Source organism: Streptococcus parasanguinis (assembly GCF_016648925.1).
GTDB lineage: Bacteria > Bacillota > Bacilli > Lactobacillales > Streptococcaceae > Streptococcus.
Genome location: NZ_JACLQX010000002.1, coordinates 49289 through 66253 on the forward strand (window position 1 = coordinate 49289; position 16965 = coordinate 66253).

General features: G+C 44.1%; 14 protein-coding genes. 5 read left to right on the forward strand and 9 right to left on the reverse strand.

What is annotated here, in order from left to right:
* Positions 1-16: 16 nt before the first annotated feature.
* Positions 17-2731, forward strand: a complete 2715-nt coding sequence (locus H7T97_RS01055; RefSeq protein WP_201089021.1) for a DEAD/DEAH box helicase family protein — start codon at positions 17-19, stop codon at positions 2729-2731.
* Positions 2732-2785: 54 nt separating this feature from the next.
* Here the strand turns inward: H7T97_RS01055 and H7T97_RS01060 are convergent, their stop codons facing one another.
* The gene (locus tag H7T97_RS01060; protein WP_070665582.1) at positions 2786-3823 is read right to left on the reverse strand and encodes a zinc-binding dehydrogenase; all 1038 of its coding nucleotides are present in this window, start codon (positions 3821-3823) and stop codon (positions 2786-2788) included.
* Positions 3824-3901: 78 nt separating this feature from the next.
* A complete protein-coding gene (locus tag H7T97_RS01065) occupies positions 3902-4807 on the reverse strand; it encodes a cation diffusion facilitator family transporter (RefSeq protein WP_070665585.1) in 906 nt (301 codons plus the stop codon).
* A gap of 133 nt (positions 4808-4940) precedes the next feature.
* On the opposite strand from H7T97_RS01065, the gene H7T97_RS01070 reads away from it, so the two are divergent.
* The 3 genes from H7T97_RS01070 to H7T97_RS01080 are packed head-to-tail and all read left to right on the forward strand — an operon-like array spanning position 4941 to position 6333.
* A complete protein-coding gene (locus tag H7T97_RS01070; RefSeq protein WP_207185529.1) occupies positions 4941-5480 on the forward strand; it encodes a TetR/AcrR family transcriptional regulator in 540 nt (179 codons plus the stop codon).
* A 15-nt stretch (positions 5481-5495) separates the two neighbouring features.
* Positions 5496-5966 (forward strand): HXXEE domain-containing protein, encoded by a 471-nt coding sequence (locus H7T97_RS01075; RefSeq protein WP_003008702.1) that lies wholly within the window; start codon positions 5496-5498, stop codon positions 5964-5966.
* 34 nt (positions 5967-6000) lie between these two features.
* Positions 6001-6333, forward strand: a complete 333-nt coding sequence (locus H7T97_RS01080; RefSeq protein WP_201089023.1) for a glucuronide permease — start codon at positions 6001-6003, stop codon at positions 6331-6333.
* 48 nt (positions 6334-6381) lie between these two features.
* Here H7T97_RS01080 and H7T97_RS01085 read toward each other — a convergent pair whose 3' ends face one another.
* Positions 6382-7320, reverse strand: a complete 939-nt coding sequence (locus H7T97_RS01085) for an AEC family transporter (RefSeq protein WP_201089025.1) — start codon at positions 7318-7320, stop codon at positions 6382-6384.
* A gap of 224 nt (positions 7321-7544) precedes the next feature.
* Between H7T97_RS01085 and H7T97_RS01090 the strand changes: the two genes are divergently transcribed.
* Positions 7545-7706, forward strand: coding sequence for a hypothetical protein (locus tag H7T97_RS01090; protein WP_021153829.1), 162 nt, complete (start codon positions 7545-7547; stop codon positions 7704-7706).
* Between the two features lie 224 nt (positions 7707-7930).
* Here H7T97_RS01090 and H7T97_RS01095 read toward each other — a convergent pair whose 3' ends face one another.
* The 6 genes from H7T97_RS01095 to H7T97_RS10225 form a co-directional block, all read right to left on the reverse strand.
* Positions 7931-8731, reverse strand: a complete 801-nt coding sequence (locus H7T97_RS01095; RefSeq protein ID WP_021153830.1) for an energy-coupling factor ABC transporter ATP-binding protein — start codon at positions 8729-8731, stop codon at positions 7931-7933.
* Positions 8718-9554 carry an ABC transporter ATP-binding protein gene (locus H7T97_RS01100; protein WP_021153831.1) on the reverse strand — a complete coding sequence of 279 codons (837 nt, stop codon included), beginning with the start codon at positions 9552-9554 and terminating at the stop codon, positions 8718-8720. Before H7T97_RS01100 ends, H7T97_RS01095 begins: the two co-directional genes overlap by 14 nt.
* A complete protein-coding gene (locus tag H7T97_RS01105) occupies positions 9530-10321 on the reverse strand; it encodes an energy-coupling factor transporter transmembrane component T (protein ID WP_021153832.1) in 792 nt (263 codons plus the stop codon). Before H7T97_RS01105 ends, H7T97_RS01100 begins: the two co-directional genes overlap by 25 nt.
* A complete protein-coding gene (locus H7T97_RS01110; RefSeq protein ID WP_021153833.1) occupies positions 10321-10923 on the reverse strand; it encodes a hypothetical protein in 603 nt (200 codons plus the stop codon). Before H7T97_RS01110 ends, H7T97_RS01105 begins: the two co-directional genes overlap by 1 nt.
* A gap of 331 nt (positions 10924-11254) precedes the next feature.
* The gene (locus tag H7T97_RS01115) at positions 11255-15217 is read right to left on the reverse strand and encodes a Cna B-type domain-containing protein (RefSeq protein ID WP_260314031.1); all 3963 of its coding nucleotides are present in this window, start codon (positions 15215-15217) and stop codon (positions 11255-11257) included.
* A complete protein-coding gene (locus H7T97_RS10225; protein ID WP_260314032.1) occupies positions 15214-16653 on the reverse strand; it encodes a hypothetical protein in 1440 nt (479 codons plus the stop codon). The genes H7T97_RS01115 and H7T97_RS10225 overlap by 4 nt, the downstream gene beginning before the upstream one ends.
* Positions 16654-16965: the final 312 nt, after the last annotated feature.

Below are 16965 nucleotides of genomic sequence, written 5' to 3' on the forward strand. Positions count from 1 at the left end.
ACAAGGGAGGAAACCAATGTTACAAGAACTAGCCTTTACAGGCCAATGGAGACACTATCAAAAACGCGTTCTCGATAAGAGTGACGCTTTTATGGCGGATGGCCATCTACATTTGGTAGCAGCTCCTGGCTCTGGAAAAACAACCCTGGGAATCGAATTTATCAGACGCTTTGGCCAGCCAACCCTGATCTTGGCTCCTACGGTCACCATTCGTCAGCAATGGGTGGACCGGATTATCCAGGCATTCTTGAGTGATGAAAGCCAAGCGGAGCAATTGATCTCTCAGGACCTCAAACACCCTAAGCTGATTACAGTGGCTACCTATCAGGCCCTACACAGCGCCATGAACCAAGTCGTCGGTCAATCACAAGCTGAGGATACCGATGACCAGGCAGAGATTGAAACATTTGATTTCAAAGGCTTTGATATCTTTACTACTTTCCAAGCCATCTCACTCGGAACCCTTTGTTTGGATGAGTGTCATCACCTGCGTAATGAGTGGTGGAAGAGTTTGGAAGCCTTTCGTCAAGCCTTCCCTGACTTAAAGATGATCTCCCTTACTGCTACCCCTCCCTATGAAGGGGATCCTGCCCTTTGGGATCGCTATATCCGCATGTGTGGTGAGATCGATGAGGAAATCACCGTCCCCGAATTGGTCAAAGAAGACACCCTTTGTCCCCATCAAGACTATGTTTACTTTGCCTTTCCAACCAAGGAAGAGCAAGAGCAGTTGGACGCCTTTAGCCAACAAAAGAATGCTTTCTTGCAGCAACTGACTTCCGATCCCCTCTTTTGCCAATACCTCCAAAACTGCCAAGCCTTATCGGGTCAGATCAGCGATGATGAATTGCTCAATGATCCCAAGTATCTCTCTGCTACCCTGATCTTTCTTCGAAGCAAGGGAATCGTCTTTCCCAAACGTTTCCAGGACCTCTTAGGAGCCAAGAAACTACCTGCTTTCACCCTGGACTGGCTTGAAATTCTCCTGCAAGGTCTGCTCTTTCAGGTACCTCACTGGTACAATCTACCTGAGGAATACGAGAAGCAAGTCCTCCATGAACTAAAAGCAGCCAGCTTAATCGATCGAAAACAAGTTAAACTGGTCCGCAACAAAAAACAAGACCTCCTGCTCAATCAATCCCTCGGAAAACTCAATGCAGTCCGAGAAATTTTCAAGGCGGAATACCAGGCTCTTGGAAGCCGACTGCGCCAACTGGTCCTAACAGACTATATCCGCCAAGATTTTGAAGTTCATCTAGGAGATAAGGACGCCCAATTTACTCAATTGGGAGTGCTCTCTTATTTCGAATCTATTCGCAGGGAAAGCTTAGAGCAAGCAACTCCTCCTGCCATCGCTGTCTTGACCGGCAGTATCGTCATCATCCCGACGGTCGCTAAGCCAAGATTAGAAGAGCTTCTAGGAGGGAATCGACTGACTTACCAAAGTGTCGGCCAATTATCTCCTGATGACTTTCTCAAGGTTCGCTTGGTTGGTTCTCAGCATGATTTGGTGACAGCCGTGACCCAGCTCTTTCAAGAGGGCCTCATCCAGGTTGTTATTGGAACCAAGTCACTTCTAGGGGAAGGCTGGGATGCTCCTTGCGTCAATTCCCTGATCCTAGCGAGCTTTGTCGGCAGTTTTATGCTCAGTAACCAAATGCGGGGTCGTGCCATCCGAGTGTGGCCTGAGGATCCAGACAAGACCAGTAACATCTGGCATCTAGTCTCTATCAACCTTTCCCTAAAGAAATGGTATGAAAAGTCCGATCTTGAAAAGGAAGAGATCGAAGCCATCACTGATCAGTTGAAAGAATACAGTCCTGATTTGGAGCTCTTAGAAAGACGGATGAAGCAATTTTTAGGCCTTCATTACAAGGAGCCCTTCATCGAATCCGGTATCGAACGCCTAGCCTTTGACAATATTCGCTATACCAAAAAACAGTTACAAAAACTCAATGAAGAGACCTTAGAGCGCTCCACCCATCGTCAAGAACTCCGAGACGGCTGGCAAAAAGCCCTGCCTATTCTGGAGAATATGGAGATTGCAAATGAGGTCCAAGTGGATAAACACTTCCTGCCTCTGGCCCTATTCTTCGATGCCAGAAAGCTGGCTCGTTGGCTGACGGCCGCCACTTTGACCGATGCTTTCGCCAACCTTTTTTACTATTCACATAGAGGAGGAGGGAATAAAGCGTCTCTAATTCTTCTATTCGTTTTAGCTGTTCTCGCTCTCCTTGCCTGGCTCCGCTACTATCTCTATAAGAGCCCTTATAAACGGTTAGAGGTCTTTGAACAAGCTATTCACCAAGCCTTGCTCCTCTCTGGGCATATTCAAACCCAGGAGACCCGTATCCAAGTCGTACGAGACAGAAAGGATGCCATCAACACGCTGATTTATTTGAAGGGCGGAACCATGCGGGAGAAGGAACTCTTCTCGCAAACCATAATCGAATTCTTCGCACCGATTGAAAATCAGCGCTATATCTTGAAAGCACAGGAAAAGGTATCCGATCAAACAGAATATTTCGCTGTACCAAGCCTCTTTGACAAACGGAAAGAGGATGCCCAAGCCTTTGTCGCGCAAATCCGAAAGAGTATAGGCAAGTATGACCTCGTCTATACCCGAAGTGTCGAAGGTCGCGCCATTCTCCTAGATGCTCGCATCAAGGCTCTAGCTAACAAACAAGAGCGCACCTTCACCAAGAAACAAGTGATGTCGGATTTGAAATAAAACTGATTTCACTACAAAAAAATTCTAGTAGACATCCTCTACTAGAATTTTTTGTTAGTCAAGTACAATCATAGCCTTAATAGTCTTACGTTCATCCATGTCCTTATAAGCTTGGTCGATATCTTCCAGTTTATAGCTTGAAGTAAAGACACGACCCGGATTAATATCACCGTCAAGAACTGCTTTTAACAAAACTTGTTTATCATAAGTAGTAACTGAGGCTGCTCCACCTGCCACTGAGATATTTTGGGCGAAGGTCGAACCAAGGGCACGGTTATTGTAGTGTGGCACACCGACAAATCCCATACGTCCACCATTGTGAAGGACCCCAAGGGCTTGATCGACAGCTGCCGCGGTACCGACACATTCAAGGGCCGCATCTGCTCCTCCTCCGAGGATTTCACGAACCTTGGCAATCCCTTCTTCACCACGCTCAGCCACAACCGCTGTCGCGCCTGACTCCAAGGCCATCTGTTGACGGTCTTCGTGGCGACTCATAAGGACGATTTGAGACGCACCACGCATCTTAGCTGCGATCACTGCACATTGACCAACGGCACCGTCCCCAATGACCACGACTTTGTCACCTTTTTGCACATCTGCTACACGCGCCGCATGATAGCCCGTCGGCATGACATCTGCTAGCGTCAAGAAGGATTTAAGCATAGCTTCTGTATAATCAGAAGGTTGCCCTGGAATCTTGACAAGGGCCCAATTAGCAAAGTGGAAACGGATGTACTCCGCTTGCACTCCATCAGACCAGTTGGTGCCGATATGACGGTCACAAGTCCCATCGTAGCCAGCACGACAGGCATCACACTCTCCACAGCCATGGGTGAAAGGTGCGATGACAAAATCTCCCGGTTTGACCGTTGTAATGGCCTCACCGATTTCTTCGACAATCCCAATGGCTTCGTGGCCACTATTTTGGTGCCCCGCTTCAATATCTGGATTACGGTAGCTCCATAGATCGGATCCACAGACACAGGTGCGAACGATACGGAGAATGACATCATCTGGCGCTTCGATCTGTGGACGTTCCACTTCTACAAGGCCCACTTGCCCAGCTTCTGTATAGACTGTTTTCTTCATAGGGACGACCTACTTTCTATTGCTTACTTATCTATAGTATACACTTTTTATCGAGCTTCTGCTCATACCAAGTCGTCATTAATGGTGGTGATGATCATGCCCATGACCTTGATCAGTTTCCAGGTCTTCGATATTTCTCTTGTGAGCTCGGTGGGTTGCCAAGTCTTCATCTACCTCAATGGTGACGTTTTGAAAGCCACAATCTTTGAGCAAGGTACGAATCGCTTCTTTACAAACCTCCATGTGGTTGACATGCTCTAGACAAACATGGACAATGGCGTTCTTTTCCAGCCCATCCATGGTCCAGAGATTAAGCTGATTGATACTAGCCACATGGTCCAACTGTTCCAAATCACTCTTGACTTGCTGGATATCTACTCCTTCTGGCACGGCATCCAGGAAAATCCTGAGCGTGCTCCAAAAACGTGGAATGGCTTTTGACAGAATAAAGATGGAAATGGCAAGAGATAAGAGCGGATCCAGGATATACCAGTCGGTAAATCGGAGAACAATGGCCATTAAGATGACAGCCACCCAACCTAAGGTATCTTCCAGAAAGTGCAGGCTGAGAATGGATTCGTTCTTGGTTTGCCCTTTGCGAATGACGAGACTCGCTAGCACATTGATGCTGACGGCTATGATTCCAAGCCAGAGAATGCCCTCATCGTTGACAGGTTGTGGGTGAACCAATTTCGTTATATTTTCCAAAATAACCAGAACGGACCCTGTCATGAGAATCACAGCTGTTACCATGGCCCCTAAAAGGCTAAAGCGCTTGTAGCCCAAGGTATAGTGGCTGTCTTCTTCACGATTGGAAATACTCTCCAAAAAGGCGGAGATCCCAATAGCGATTGCATCCCCCAAGTCATGGACCGAATCCGCAAGGACTGCACTGGATCCAAAAATCCCTCCTGCAATAAACTCAACAATGGCATAACTCAAATTCAAGAAAAAAGCGATCCAGACCGCATGTTTTGTCTTCATAATCCTTAATCCTCTGATATAATAGATTCATGAACATCATGTTCATTATCTATTATCCACTACTATCAACAGAAAGGATAGGAGCAAACTGTTTAGGGTGTACGTTACTGAACAATTTGTTCAAATTGTCCATATGAATACTCAGGATCGTCGCATCACCAAAACTCGAAAAGCTATCTATCAAGCTTTCTTACACTTACTCAACCAAAAAGACTACGAGGCCATCACCGTTCAGGAAATTATAGACCTTGCTGATGTGGGGCGCTCGACCTTTTACAGCCATTACGAGAGCAAGGAATTATTGCTAGATGAACTCTGTCAAAAACTCTTTCACCATCTCTTTGAGCGTGCTGAACACCTCTCACCACAAGACTATCTGGCCCATATCTTCCAGCATTTCAAGAAAAATCAAGACCATGTGACCAGTCTCTTGCTCTCTAAAAACGATTATTTTATACGGCAACTGCGAAAAGAACTAGAACACGATGTCTACCCAATGGTAGCCGACGAACTCATCAAGGCCCATCCAACTCTCCCTCACTCTTACCTCAAACACCTGGTCGTCAGCCATTTCATCGAAACCCTCAGCTGGTGGTTGAAAAAAGGCAAGTCTTACACCGAACAAGAAGTGACCCAGTTTTATTTGGAGATTTTAAAAGTGGGGTCGAACTAGAAGGGAGTATTTTCAATGACCAGCGTACAATTTTACTTTCTATTTCCATCACTCTTCATGCTTCACGAACTGGAAGAAATCGTTTGGATGCCATCCTTTGTCAAAAAAATATCAATCCAGTATCCAAACAATCGAATCCTAACTTATTACACTCCTTTTGCTTTCAACTTTATTGTCTTGGAGCAATTTCTCATCCTAATGACGTCTCTATATCTTAGTTACCAGTTTAATAACTATAGCATTTACGCAAGCATCATAATCGCTTATATCTACCATGTATTCGGACATCTGATTCAAACAATCGTTATACGAAAATACGTGCCTGGGTTGTTAACGGGCATTTTAACAAGTTACTTTTCTATCATTTCCCTCAAAAATGAAATTCCAATTACACTTTATGGTTACTCTCTTTTTACCTTATTGGTTATTATTTTAAATCTTGTAGTATCATTTATGATTCTTCATAAAATCAGTCATAAAAAATAGTACTCAGGCAATCATATCTTAGAAAGGAAACCCTATGTTCTTCCCCATTCTTCTCGGCTTTTTGACAGCCTTCTTTGCCCTTGCTTTTGCTCTTCTTCACTTATTGGCTTCTCTTTCTGAAGTTAAAAAAGGAAATCACACTCTAGGAAATACATTTCTCCTCATCGGAAGTAGTCTTGCGACCTTATCTCTCACCCTCTACTTCTTTTTACCGATTGTCTCTCTAGTCCTTTGGTTGATCGGCTGTGGTTTGATTTGCTACGGGGCCTATTGGAATGGGAAACACAAAGGAAACTTCCATCCAGCTCACCACCTGATTCGGATGGGCATCGCTCTAGTCCTTACCATCTTGTTAGCCTTGTTATAAGAAAAGCTCAAGTTTTCAAAAAACTTGAGCTTTTGTATTTTCTATTTGTTAAGCCATCAACAGCATGAGAATAGGGATCACCACCATGGTTGCAAGGGTCGTCTCTGTCACCATGACGGCTGCATAATCACTATCAGCTCCGTAAAGTCTGGCAACAACTGGCGCATTGGTCATCACAGGCATAGCGGACTGGATGATAAAGACTTGCTTCATCAAGCTTGGAAGAGGCACCCAGTAGACGATGGTTGCTATCAAGAGAGGGGCAACCACGAAGCGTCCTAACAAGATTAAGAATTGGTCTTTTTTCAGAGTCAGCTGCTTTAGTCCTGCATTGGACACTGATAAACCAATAAATATCATGGATAAAGGAGTTGTTAAATTGCCCAGATACTGCAAATCACTGGCTAGAAAGGCAGGGAGCTTGATATGAAGAATCACCAAGACTAGCCCTAAGAGAAAGCCCATGAGGGGAGGAGAAAAGACTTTTTTCAGACTGGTTCTGATATCAAACTGCGCTTCTCCTTCGCCATCTCGCTGGATCAGGTAGGTCCCCAAGGTCCAAAACAAGGTCGTATTACACATGTAATAGATCAAAACATAGGGAATGCTGGCATCCCCGAAAAGGGCCTGGTTGATGGGGAGCCCCACAAAAATCGTATTGGAATTAAAAAACATGGAAATAAAGAGGCCACGACGGTCCTTTCTCACCGCAAAGATCCTAGCTACTGCTGTCGCGATACCAAGCAAAATAACCATAGACAGGGCAGGAAACCGCAAGGCTGGCAACATTTTAAGTAGATCTGCTGCTGTAAAACGCTGCGTGATGGTGTAGAGCATATAGCAGGGAAGAGCAACCTGAGTGACCAGTTTAGCGATCAGGCCACGTGACTTGTCGTCGAACCAGCCTTTTTCACCTATGACAAAGCCCACTAAAATCATGCCCAGGATGACGAGAATCCCTGATATGCTCCTCAAAAAGATGTCCATGTTCTCCCCTTTTCTTTTTATAAATTTGAACTAGAAAATCACATTTTTTACAAGTCTCAAAAACTACTCTAGTATATCATAAAAAGAGGTGGAGCAATATGCCCACCTCTTGTATTTTATTGATTGTTACTAGTAGCCTTTCTTAGCCACCTTGGTCCATTGGTACCAACCAACGAGACTGTTGATAAGGTAAATCAAGAAAAACCAATAAAATGGTGGGGACTATGGCGAAAATAGATGATTCAGTTAAAAAGAAAGTTCCAGAATTGCGATTTAAAGGATTCGCGGATGAATGGGAACAGCGTAAGTTGGGAGACGAAGTTCGAATAGTGATGGGACAGTCTCCTAATTCAGAAAATTATACTGATGATCCTAATGGGCGCTAAAAATGCGAAGACCTATGAAGACCTATTTTGTATTAGTCAAACAAAAGATCCAAAAGAAATGGTATATGATTATGACCATGAAACAAAGTAAAATCAAACCGAGTGATCTGAGGAAGCACCCGATGATCATGAAACGTTATTAAACACAAAAGTCACCCATGTGAGTTCTTGCCAGAAGCTGAAGTTAATCCTTCAACCTGGAAAACCCGCAGAGGTGACTTTTTCTATACATCTCGATTTTTCTGGTAATAATCATTAACCGATAAATATGTCTGTGAATCACCCAGCGACTCCGCTATGTCCATAATCCGCGGTGGTAGTAATCCCACTCGCTGGACAAGTTCGTGATCGCTGAACAATTCCCGTGGACTGCCGGCGAAGCCAAACTTCCCGTGTTCCATAACATACACCGACTCAAACTCGGCGGCGACCCAATCCATGTCATGGGTGATGGTCACAACTTGGTGGCCCGAATCAGCCAACTGATGGAAAATTGCGGTCAACTTGCGCCGGCTTTCCCAATCAAGCGACATCATCGGCTCATCAAATAAATAAATCGCCGGATCCACTGCCAAAACTGTGGCAACGCTCAACAGCTTGCGTTCCGACAATGACAGGTCATATGGACTTTCAGCTGTTTTATCATCCAAGCCAACTCTTTTTAGAGCCGCTAAAGCCCGCCTCGTAATCGTGTCGTGGTCATCCATGACCTGCGCGACACTCCACTCCACCTCTCGTTGAACGGTCGGGTTGAAAAGCTGATCGTCAGGATTCTGAAAAGTAATCCCAACCTTCAGTAACTTTTCGACTGGTTTAAGATCATTAAAATTTTCTCCATCGATCTTAATCACACCGGTTTGTGGTGTCAGCAAGCCCGTCAACAATTTGAAGAGCGTTGATTTGCCGGCACCATTTTGGCCGACAATCGCCACCATCGGATCGGCGAAGAGTTTGTCTTCAACATCCAAGCTAAAGGACCGTTCCGGATAAGTGAACGTCAGGTGGCTCAGTTCAATTGTGGACATAACAAACCTCCTTCAGTTCAGCGTCATTCACCGGATACCGGCCATCAGCCAAGTGCCAATCCATTTTTTGAGCAAGTTGCTGGATTGTCGGGGCTGGAATCTGCCAGTCAGCTGCCAAATGATTAAACACCTCACCCGGCCTGCCCTGGGCTACCATTTGACCCTCGTGCAGCACCCACACAACGTCGGCGACTTCGCACAAATCGTCAATTTCACTGGTGACAATGAAGACAGTCGTCTCTTTGACTTGGGCCAGCCATTGGAAAAATTGTCGGCGGCCAAGGGGATCCATCTGACTGGTCGGATCATCCATAATCAAAACAGCCGGGTTAGTCGCAATCGCCGTGGCAATTGCCAACCGCTGGATCTGACCACCGGAAAGGCTCTCAGGACGCAAATTCAGCTGTTCAATCAGCCCCATTTGCGTGGCAACTTCTTCAACCCGTTTTTGAATCAGTCCTTCAGCCATTCCCTGATTAATCAAGTCAAAGGCAATTTCATCGGCAACCGTGTCTGCCAACCCGCTTAGTTGGCCAGCTGGATTTTGCAGTACAACTCCATTCATGGCATTATAAACGGGCCAATTGTCGGACACTCGCTGGCCAAACATGTGCCAGTCGCCCTCAATCTCAGCAAACACCATTTTGGGAATGATCCCTGCCAGCACACGGCACAATGTCGATTTGCCGGAGTGGCTATTCCCGATAATCCCAACCACCTGGCCGGTATGAACCTCCGCGTTAATCTGACGCAGTTGTGGTCGCTCAGTACCCGGATAACGGGTGGTCAAATTTTCAATTACAATCCGTTTATCTTCGTCCATATCTTCCACCCAATCAATAAAATTGCCAATCCAGTCAGACCAATGTGCAGCGTCCGCGACAGGCGATACACGCGCTGGGAGGTTCTGACAGTCCGGTTGAGATTATCAAAACCTCTCAGTTGGAGAGAAATCGACCGTGCCATCGATTGATCCAAGGTCTTAATCACCAATGGAATTAGAACCGGCAGGACTGACTTTAATTTCTGAATCAACGTTTTTTGCGGATTGGTTCCGCGAACTTTTTGTGCCTGCTGGATTTTCCGCATATTGCGCATCATTTCCGGCAAAATATAACAGACCGACATCAGAACGTAGACGGTTTTATAAGACAATCCGGACAGTTCCAAATAGGCCGCGTTTTCTGAAATACTCGTGGTCACCATAAAAAAGCCACTGGTCAAAATAATCACCAATACTCGACAACCCAGAGTGGTGGCGTAAATCAGGCCTTCTTTGTAGAACGATACCCCAAGCACAGAAAACAGCACAGTTTGATTCCGACTGTAAAATAACCCTTGGATGATCAGCATAGTGCAAATCAGAAACAGGCTGAATCCTAGCGCCTTAAAGGTGGTAGAACTCAATTTGGAAAATAACAATAGCAGTGTTGCGACAAGAATTAATCCGACCTGAAGCAATAAATTCATACTGGCAAAGCTCAACAACGTCATGTCCAAGATGAACAAGAGCTTAGTAATCGGATCGATCACCTGGTACCACTTGAGCTTGACCCGTGGCGCTCCAGAAATCAATGTTTGATCAGTCATCATTTATCACCGCTAAAGAAGTGCACCATCCGCTTCGGCAGCTGACGATAGATGAAGAATGCCAGGTAGGCCACGCAGACTTTATCCAAAATATCCAAGACAAACTCATCGGTAAATGAGGCCAGCCACACTGGTGCATGATTGGCGACCATTACCGCAAACAATGAGTCACCCCAAGCGATACCGGTCTGACCACCCCAAAAGATGACGTTGAGTGGCGTTGAAATGACAGCTGAAACGATGGCAATAATAATAGCAGAAACAAATACTCGTCGCGCTGACGAGAACCACCCATTGGCGTGCAAAACTCCGACAGCAATCCCAATTCCGATGCTGGTAATCGCATACACGGTTGAAATTGGCGATAAGGTCAGCCCATAGATCACGTTGTTGATGAAACCACTGATGGCACCGGCAACCGGCCCAGCCAACATGCTGGCAAGAAAGGTTCCCAAAGACCCCAGCCAAACGGGCAACTTTAACCCCTCCGCCAAGGCTTTGGCAACATAGTTAATCCCCACGGCAGCGGGAATCAAAGTCATGGTGGCAGCACTTAACTTAAATTTCCACATACTGGTACGATGAATCGGTTCTGTTTTCATAATCTTCTCCTTTTGTTTTTAAAGAGCCGTGTCTGTTTAGACTTTCGGACGCAACGCTCTGTAGATTTTTGATTTGAACCGCTTCACCTTTCACAGATCCCTTAGTCGACATCAGGGTTTCTCTTGAAAAGGATTGTTCAACAGTTCACAACTAATCATACGCCTATTTCATCAGAAGTCAAGAATTTTCTGAAGTTTTCTTGAAAACGTTCGGGAATTGAAAAATAGAGCGAGCGCCCATGAGAACGATCACTAAACAATTATAAGAGGCCACTATAAAAAACAAACACCATCTCTGGTGTTTGTTTCATTTTATAAAGGAAGCACTAGCTTATTTTTTCTTTTTCTTCAAAATATAAGCTGCAATGCTTGCTAAGACAAAGGCTAAAACTAGGCTAATAATAGAGATGGTCGTACCTGTATTTGGTAAGAATCCTAAGATCTTGCCTGGTTTCTTCGGCTCTGGTTGACTTGGTTTTTTAGGTTCAGGTTGACCCGGTTTCTTTGGTTCAGATGAACTTGGAGGAGTTGGTTGTTTTGGAGTTTCTTTTGGAACATGCTTGTTGGTAATCACAACATTTCCTTTACCATCCTCGTCGTTACGAGCTTCATAGCCCTTTGGAACACTGACTTCTCTCACTGTATAAGTGATGGTGTTTCCATTTGCTTTTTCATCTAAATCTGCAAAGGTATGGGTCCACTTGTTTTCAGCTGACAATTCTACTTCTTGACCGACTTTTTGATCATTGGCATAGAGTTGAACGTGAATACTCTTCGGACGAAGTCCATCCTTGTCATTTTCATCATCCCACTTCTTAGTGACCGTGACGCTTGTTTTACCAGGTGCATGGGTATTGGTAATGGTATAAGCAGCCTGATCGATCGCAGTTGTATAATCAGCTACCTTCTCTTCTTGGAGGGTATAGACGATTTCTTTTCCATCCTTGAATTTTGGTAGACCTGTGAAGCTTTCTTTCCAATCTGTCGCATTGGTGAGTTCTTTTTGAGCAACTTTTTCACCATTGGCAAGAAGATTCACCACGATACTTGCTGGACGAAGACCATCTTGATTGTCTTGGTCATTCCAGATCTTAGTCACTGGAATATCGATTACTTCTGGCGTATGGGTATTGGTCAAGATCGTGTGAGCAGCATCAGAGGTATCAGCAGTGACTTGGTAGCCTTCAGGAACAGAGACTTCTTCCACACGGTAGCTGATAGCTTGACCATCTTTCTTTTCAGCTAATTTGCTAAAGGTATGAGTCCACTGATTGTCCGCTGACAACTCCACTGGATCTCCTACTTTTTCATCACCAGCATAGAGTTGAACCTTGATCGATTTTGGACGAAGACCATCTTGGTCATTGGCATCTTCCCATTTCTTCGTGACTTTCATCTCTGTCAAAGCCGGTTCATGCGTATTGGTCAAGACAACATTGGCCTTGTCCTTATCATTTACCGTTACTTTGTAACCATCTGGGACCGTTACTTCTTTGACGGTATAAGTAATGGCTTTTCCAGCTGCCTTGGCATCAAGGTTTTCAAATGCACCTTTCCAGTCATTCGCAGCTGAAAGTTCTACCACTTGATCCGTCGCAAGACCATCTTTGTACAATTGAACTTGAATGCTGGCTGGACGAAGGCCATCTTGGTTGTCTCCATCTTCCCACTTCTTGCTCACTTCTACTTTGGTCTTTTCTGGTTCGTGCGTATTGGTCACGACTACTTGACCTGGATTCGTTGCTTCGACGGCTTGTGTGTAGCCTTCTGGGACATCGATTTCTTTCACCGTATAGTTGATGACTTGGCCAGCTTTCTTCTCATCTAGGTTTGAGAAGGTATGGGTCCATTGATTATCTGCTGACAATTCAACAGCCTTACCAACCTTTTGATCGCCAGCATAGAGTTGAACCTTGATGGATTTTGGACGAAGGCCATCTTGGTCATTGGCATCCTTCCAGTTTTTCGTAACAGTGAGGCTCGTTTTACCTGGTTTGTAAGTATTGGTAATCGTTGTTCCATCAATCTTAGTGGTGTAATTGTCCACTTTGTCTTCTGTCACTGTGTAGACAACTTTTTGACCATCTTTATAGACTGGTAGGTCTGTGAAGGTATGAGTCCATTCATCTCCTTCACCAGTCAGATCAAGAGCTTGCACCTCTGTTCCATTTGCCAAGAGGTGAACTTTGATGGTCGTTGGACGAAGACCATCTTGGTTTTGTCCATCATCCCAGACTTTCTTGACTGTAACCGTCGTTGTCTCAGGAATGCGCTTGTTGGTGATGGTGGCTTTTCCATCTGTGAAGCTAGCTTCTTCTGTATCGACTGTATAATGAGTCGGTACTTTCACTTCTTTGACAGTGTAGGTAATGAGCTTGCCATCACTGTCTTTATCCGGAAGATTCGTAAAGTGGGCTTTCCAGTCTGTTGCAGCTGAAACAGCAACTGGTTTCCCTTGAGCTTTGCCATTCTTATAGAGTTGGAATTCCACACTTGCTGGGCGAAGCCCTTCTTGGTTGTCTTGGTCATCCCAAACTTTTGAAGCTTCAAGATCCAGATACTTGATATCTACTTCATTAGCGATCTCAACTGGAACTGCTTTGGAACCGACCGCTTGTCCATCCACTGTGACATGATAGATTTGTTTGTCTGCATCATAAGCAACAACTACTGCATGTTCAGTTTCATCCAACTTATAGTTTGCAGGGGCTTTGGTTTCTTTGAGTGTATAGGTTCCTTCTGTTAAGGTGTTAAAGGAAAGTTCTCCATTTTTATCAGAACTTGCCGTCGCAACAACCGCACCATTCGCATCTGTTAAAGTAAATTCAGCACCTTCAAGGACTTTCTTAGGATCATCCTTGTCCACCTTCTTGACGTGGAAAACAGCCGAGAAGATTTGTGCAGTTACGGTATTAGACTCACGATTTCCTTCATGACCTTTCGCCTTGTAACCAAACTGGTTATGGGCTTGAACAAGACCAGAACGACCGCCGTTATCTTCATTATCTTTGGTGCGTTTTTGCATCAAGGCCTTGACTTCATCGGTCAATTCACTTGGATTCACGACTGGGACACCAAAGCTTGCTTCTCCACGCGCAGGAATTGTAGTAGCAGCATTTGCAACTAACTTGATTCCTGTTACTTGACTGTAATCAGCCACAGCTGTCGTCCAGATATCCTTGTCAGCAGCTTGCGCCATGGTATCTGTCGTAACGCCTGTATCAGTTGTATAGTAGACCGTCCATCCTTCTGGAGCTGTCACTGGTCCACGAAGGATGACCGTGTATTCTGTCATCCGACCAGATCCGTCTAGTGTGTTAACGTCTTTTACTTTTGGTAGGACATCATAGACGACTCCGTCTTCTACTGCCTTATCCGTATTATTTTTAATGGTGAGTTTGTAGTTAAAGGTTTCACCTGGTTTGAAGGTACGTGTCACAATCGAAGCGTCTGACAGGTCATCATTTTTAGCGATATATTTGCGTGCATAGATTCCTTCAGCCGCAACAATCGTATAGTTTGATTGAGCATATGGGATTTTATCCGTTGTTGAACCATTTCCATTCAGATCGTAAACGTCTTCCGTGACCCGATCAGGGTTGGCATTTTCAAGATCGTGGATCCCGTTTCCAGCGACATATACTTTATTTGTGAAGGTACCACCATCATCTTTCCCTTTCAGATCAGCCACAATAAACGGTAGACGCACGCGGTTAAGATCTTTCAGAGAAGCCTTAATAAACTCTTTTTGGTCCAAATGCATGATGAGAGCTGTCCGTCCAGAGTTGTGATAGTTTTCAATGACATCGTAACTCTTTAAGAATTTCATACCTTTTTCATTAGAGGCAAGGTTTCTCTCAAAATCTTTATAGTCGACTTTAAGGGTATTTGGATCATACAGATCAATGATTCGCAGGTCTCCATAATCCTTATCAGGATCCAAGACCACTTTCGTTGCCATCAAACCAAAACGAATATTTTGTCCATCAGTATAACGAACATTATTATAATCCGTCGTTTTTGAAATCTCAAAGCTTTCCTTCAAAGGAATCAGCTTAAAGGTCCAATTTGATGTTTGGTCTTTTGCAACATTTGATTGTGTTTGATAAGTGACACGACCCGTATTCTTGAATTCATTCTTGGTCGCATCATTTTCATCGTAACGAGTCTTTTCTGGATCTTTGAAGCTTGTATAGGTATTGAGGCGAATTCCTTGACCAGATTGAAGGACAAAGTCATCCTTCATTTCCATCCGCCAACCGACAACTGTTCCATACTTGGTTAAATCGATCAAGCCATTGCCGTCTTTATCAGTTTCTGGCTGAATTTTTTTTTACTACCATCGTCCAAAGTAAGGATCAAGCGTTTCACATATTTGCTAACAAACTCGCCATTTCCATAATTCCCTTGCATGAGACGAGCGTAATCAATTTTGGTAAATTTTAACCGAGAGTCCACTGTCTCATCATAGAAAACAAAATTCTTTTGTGGTGAAGGAGTTTTGTTATCAAAAGCGATGATCCACTTATAGTTTGCTGCTTTATATTCAGTTGAATCATAGACATCACCATCTGCTTTTTTGGCAAAACTTCCAGCCCCTTCCAGGTCACGAGAAGTCAAGCGGAAAATGAGAGAATCTTCAGCTGTAATATCTGGTTCTCCCTCTCCACGGTTAGCAGGGATCCCAACAACACTACCTGCATTTGTCAAATCCTTACTGAGAACATCCTTCAGCGTTTGATCCTTCTCTAATACCAAATCCGGGAATTTCAAGTAGAGGTAACTTGAATTCTTGATTTGAGTCATCAGATCTATGTGATACGTTGCTGGATTATCATTTGCTACGGCTGTAAATGTCTTCGAAACCGTTCCATCTCCATTGTCTACCCAACCTTCAGACTTAGCTGTATCTAGAACTGCTGTCCGGGTATTGCCATTTTTATCTGTATAGGTTGGTAACTTATCGGTGATGGTTGCTGACTCCAATTGACGGTATTGACCTTCATACTGTCCTTGCATTCCCTCCAATTGAAATGCAAATGGGACAGATGATGGCGTTTCAATATAATTTTTCCCGTCAGCCCCTTTGACCACTCCAGGCATGGCTTCCGCATAGTCCTTGGACATGGCTTCATTCAAGTTTTGGTTGATATACTTGGTCAAACGGTAGTCATTGTACTTGGGTTTCCAAATGATATCATTGAGCTTCGTTTCTTGCCCATTGATATTCAATGTTCCTGTAATATCCAATGAATAATTTGTTGGTGCATAACCAAGCTTAAATTTTCCAATAAAAGGCAGAGTTAAGACTTCTGACTTTTGATAGTTGTTAAATCGGAGAGTAACTTGGTAATCATCACCAACTTTTGTAACCGTCGGTTTATCGTGTGCTGAGGCACTATTGAAGTCAGGAATACTAACTTCTCGTAGGTACTTCCCAGGAATATTTAAGGTGACCGTTACCTCATTAATATCCGTTGTCAAATTCTTAGGGGTGATCTGGATATAACCAGACATGGTATCCCCTGTATAATAGGACATTCCACCTGGATGATCTTGTTTATCCCCATACATAAGGGTAACATCCAAGGCCCCATTATCCCCGACTGCTAGCTCATTGGCAAAAGCCGTGATAGCCCCTTGACCAAGCTGACCTAGCATCATGAAAATTGTTAAAATGGCAAAACCTTTTTTCAAAAAGTCTTTCCATAATGAACGAAGCTTTTTCATGTCTTATCTCCTTTACTTTTGTTAGCCTTCCAAAAGGCCCGCCCTTTAATTTTATCACTTATTTTTTAAAATATCCTTTGCTATTCAAATTAAATCATCACTATTCAATAATATAGACATTATTTACAATGATGTCTATATTATAAATCACTATCTGGTACTGATTTCCCCTTTCTTCTATCCAAGGGCAAGAAAATAAAACATTTATAAACAAGGAGGAGCAGTCTGCCAATTCTTATTCTTCCTTGATTTTCTTCATACAAAAAAACTCAAACACATCTGCTTGAGTTTTGTACACCCTACTATTGGTTG

Excerpts from the sequence above, each read along its gene's own strand:
- H7T97_RS01055 (WP_201089021.1), top strand. The coding sequence starts at position 17 with ATGTTACAAGAACTAGCCTTTACAGGCCAATGGAGACACTATCAAAAA.
- H7T97_RS01060 (WP_070665582.1), bottom strand. The coding sequence starts at position 3,823 with ATGAAGAAAACAGTCTATACAGAAGCTGGGCAAGTGGGCCTTGTAGAA.
- H7T97_RS01065 (WP_070665585.1), bottom strand. The coding sequence starts at position 4,807 with ATGAAGACAAAACATGCGGTCTGGATCGCTTTTTTCTTGAATTTGAGT.
- H7T97_RS01070 (WP_207185529.1), top strand. The coding sequence starts at position 4,941 with ATGAATACTCAGGATCGTCGCATCACCAAAACTCGAAAAGCTATCTAT.
- H7T97_RS01075 (WP_003008702.1), top strand. The coding sequence starts at position 5,496 with ATGACCAGCGTACAATTTTACTTTCTATTTCCATCACTCTTCATGCTT.
- H7T97_RS01080 (WP_201089023.1), top strand. The coding sequence starts at position 6,001 with ATGTTCTTCCCCATTCTTCTCGGCTTTTTGACAGCCTTCTTTGCCCTT.
- H7T97_RS01085 (WP_201089025.1), bottom strand. The coding sequence starts at position 7,320 with ATGGACATCTTTTTGAGGAGCATATCAGGGATTCTCGTCATCCTGGGC.
- H7T97_RS01090 (WP_021153829.1), top strand. The coding sequence starts at position 7,545 with ATGGCGAAAATAGATGATTCAGTTAAAAAGAAAGTTCCAGAATTGCGA.
- H7T97_RS01095 (WP_021153830.1), bottom strand. The coding sequence starts at position 8,731 with ATGTCCACAATTGAACTGAGCCACCTGACGTTCACTTATCCGGAACGG.
- H7T97_RS01100 (WP_021153831.1), bottom strand. The coding sequence starts at position 9,554 with ATGGACGAAGATAAACGGATTGTAATTGAAAATTTGACCACCCGTTAT.
- H7T97_RS01105 (WP_021153832.1), bottom strand. The coding sequence starts at position 10,321 with ATGACTGATCAAACATTGATTTCTGGAGCGCCACGGGTCAAGCTCAAG.
- H7T97_RS01110 (WP_021153833.1), bottom strand. The coding sequence starts at position 10,923 with ATGAAAACAGAACCGATTCATCGTACCAGTATGTGGAAATTTAAGTTA.
- H7T97_RS10225 (WP_260314032.1), bottom strand. The coding sequence starts at position 16,653 with ATGAAAAAGCTTCGTTCATTATGGAAAGACTTTTTGAAAAAAGGTTTT.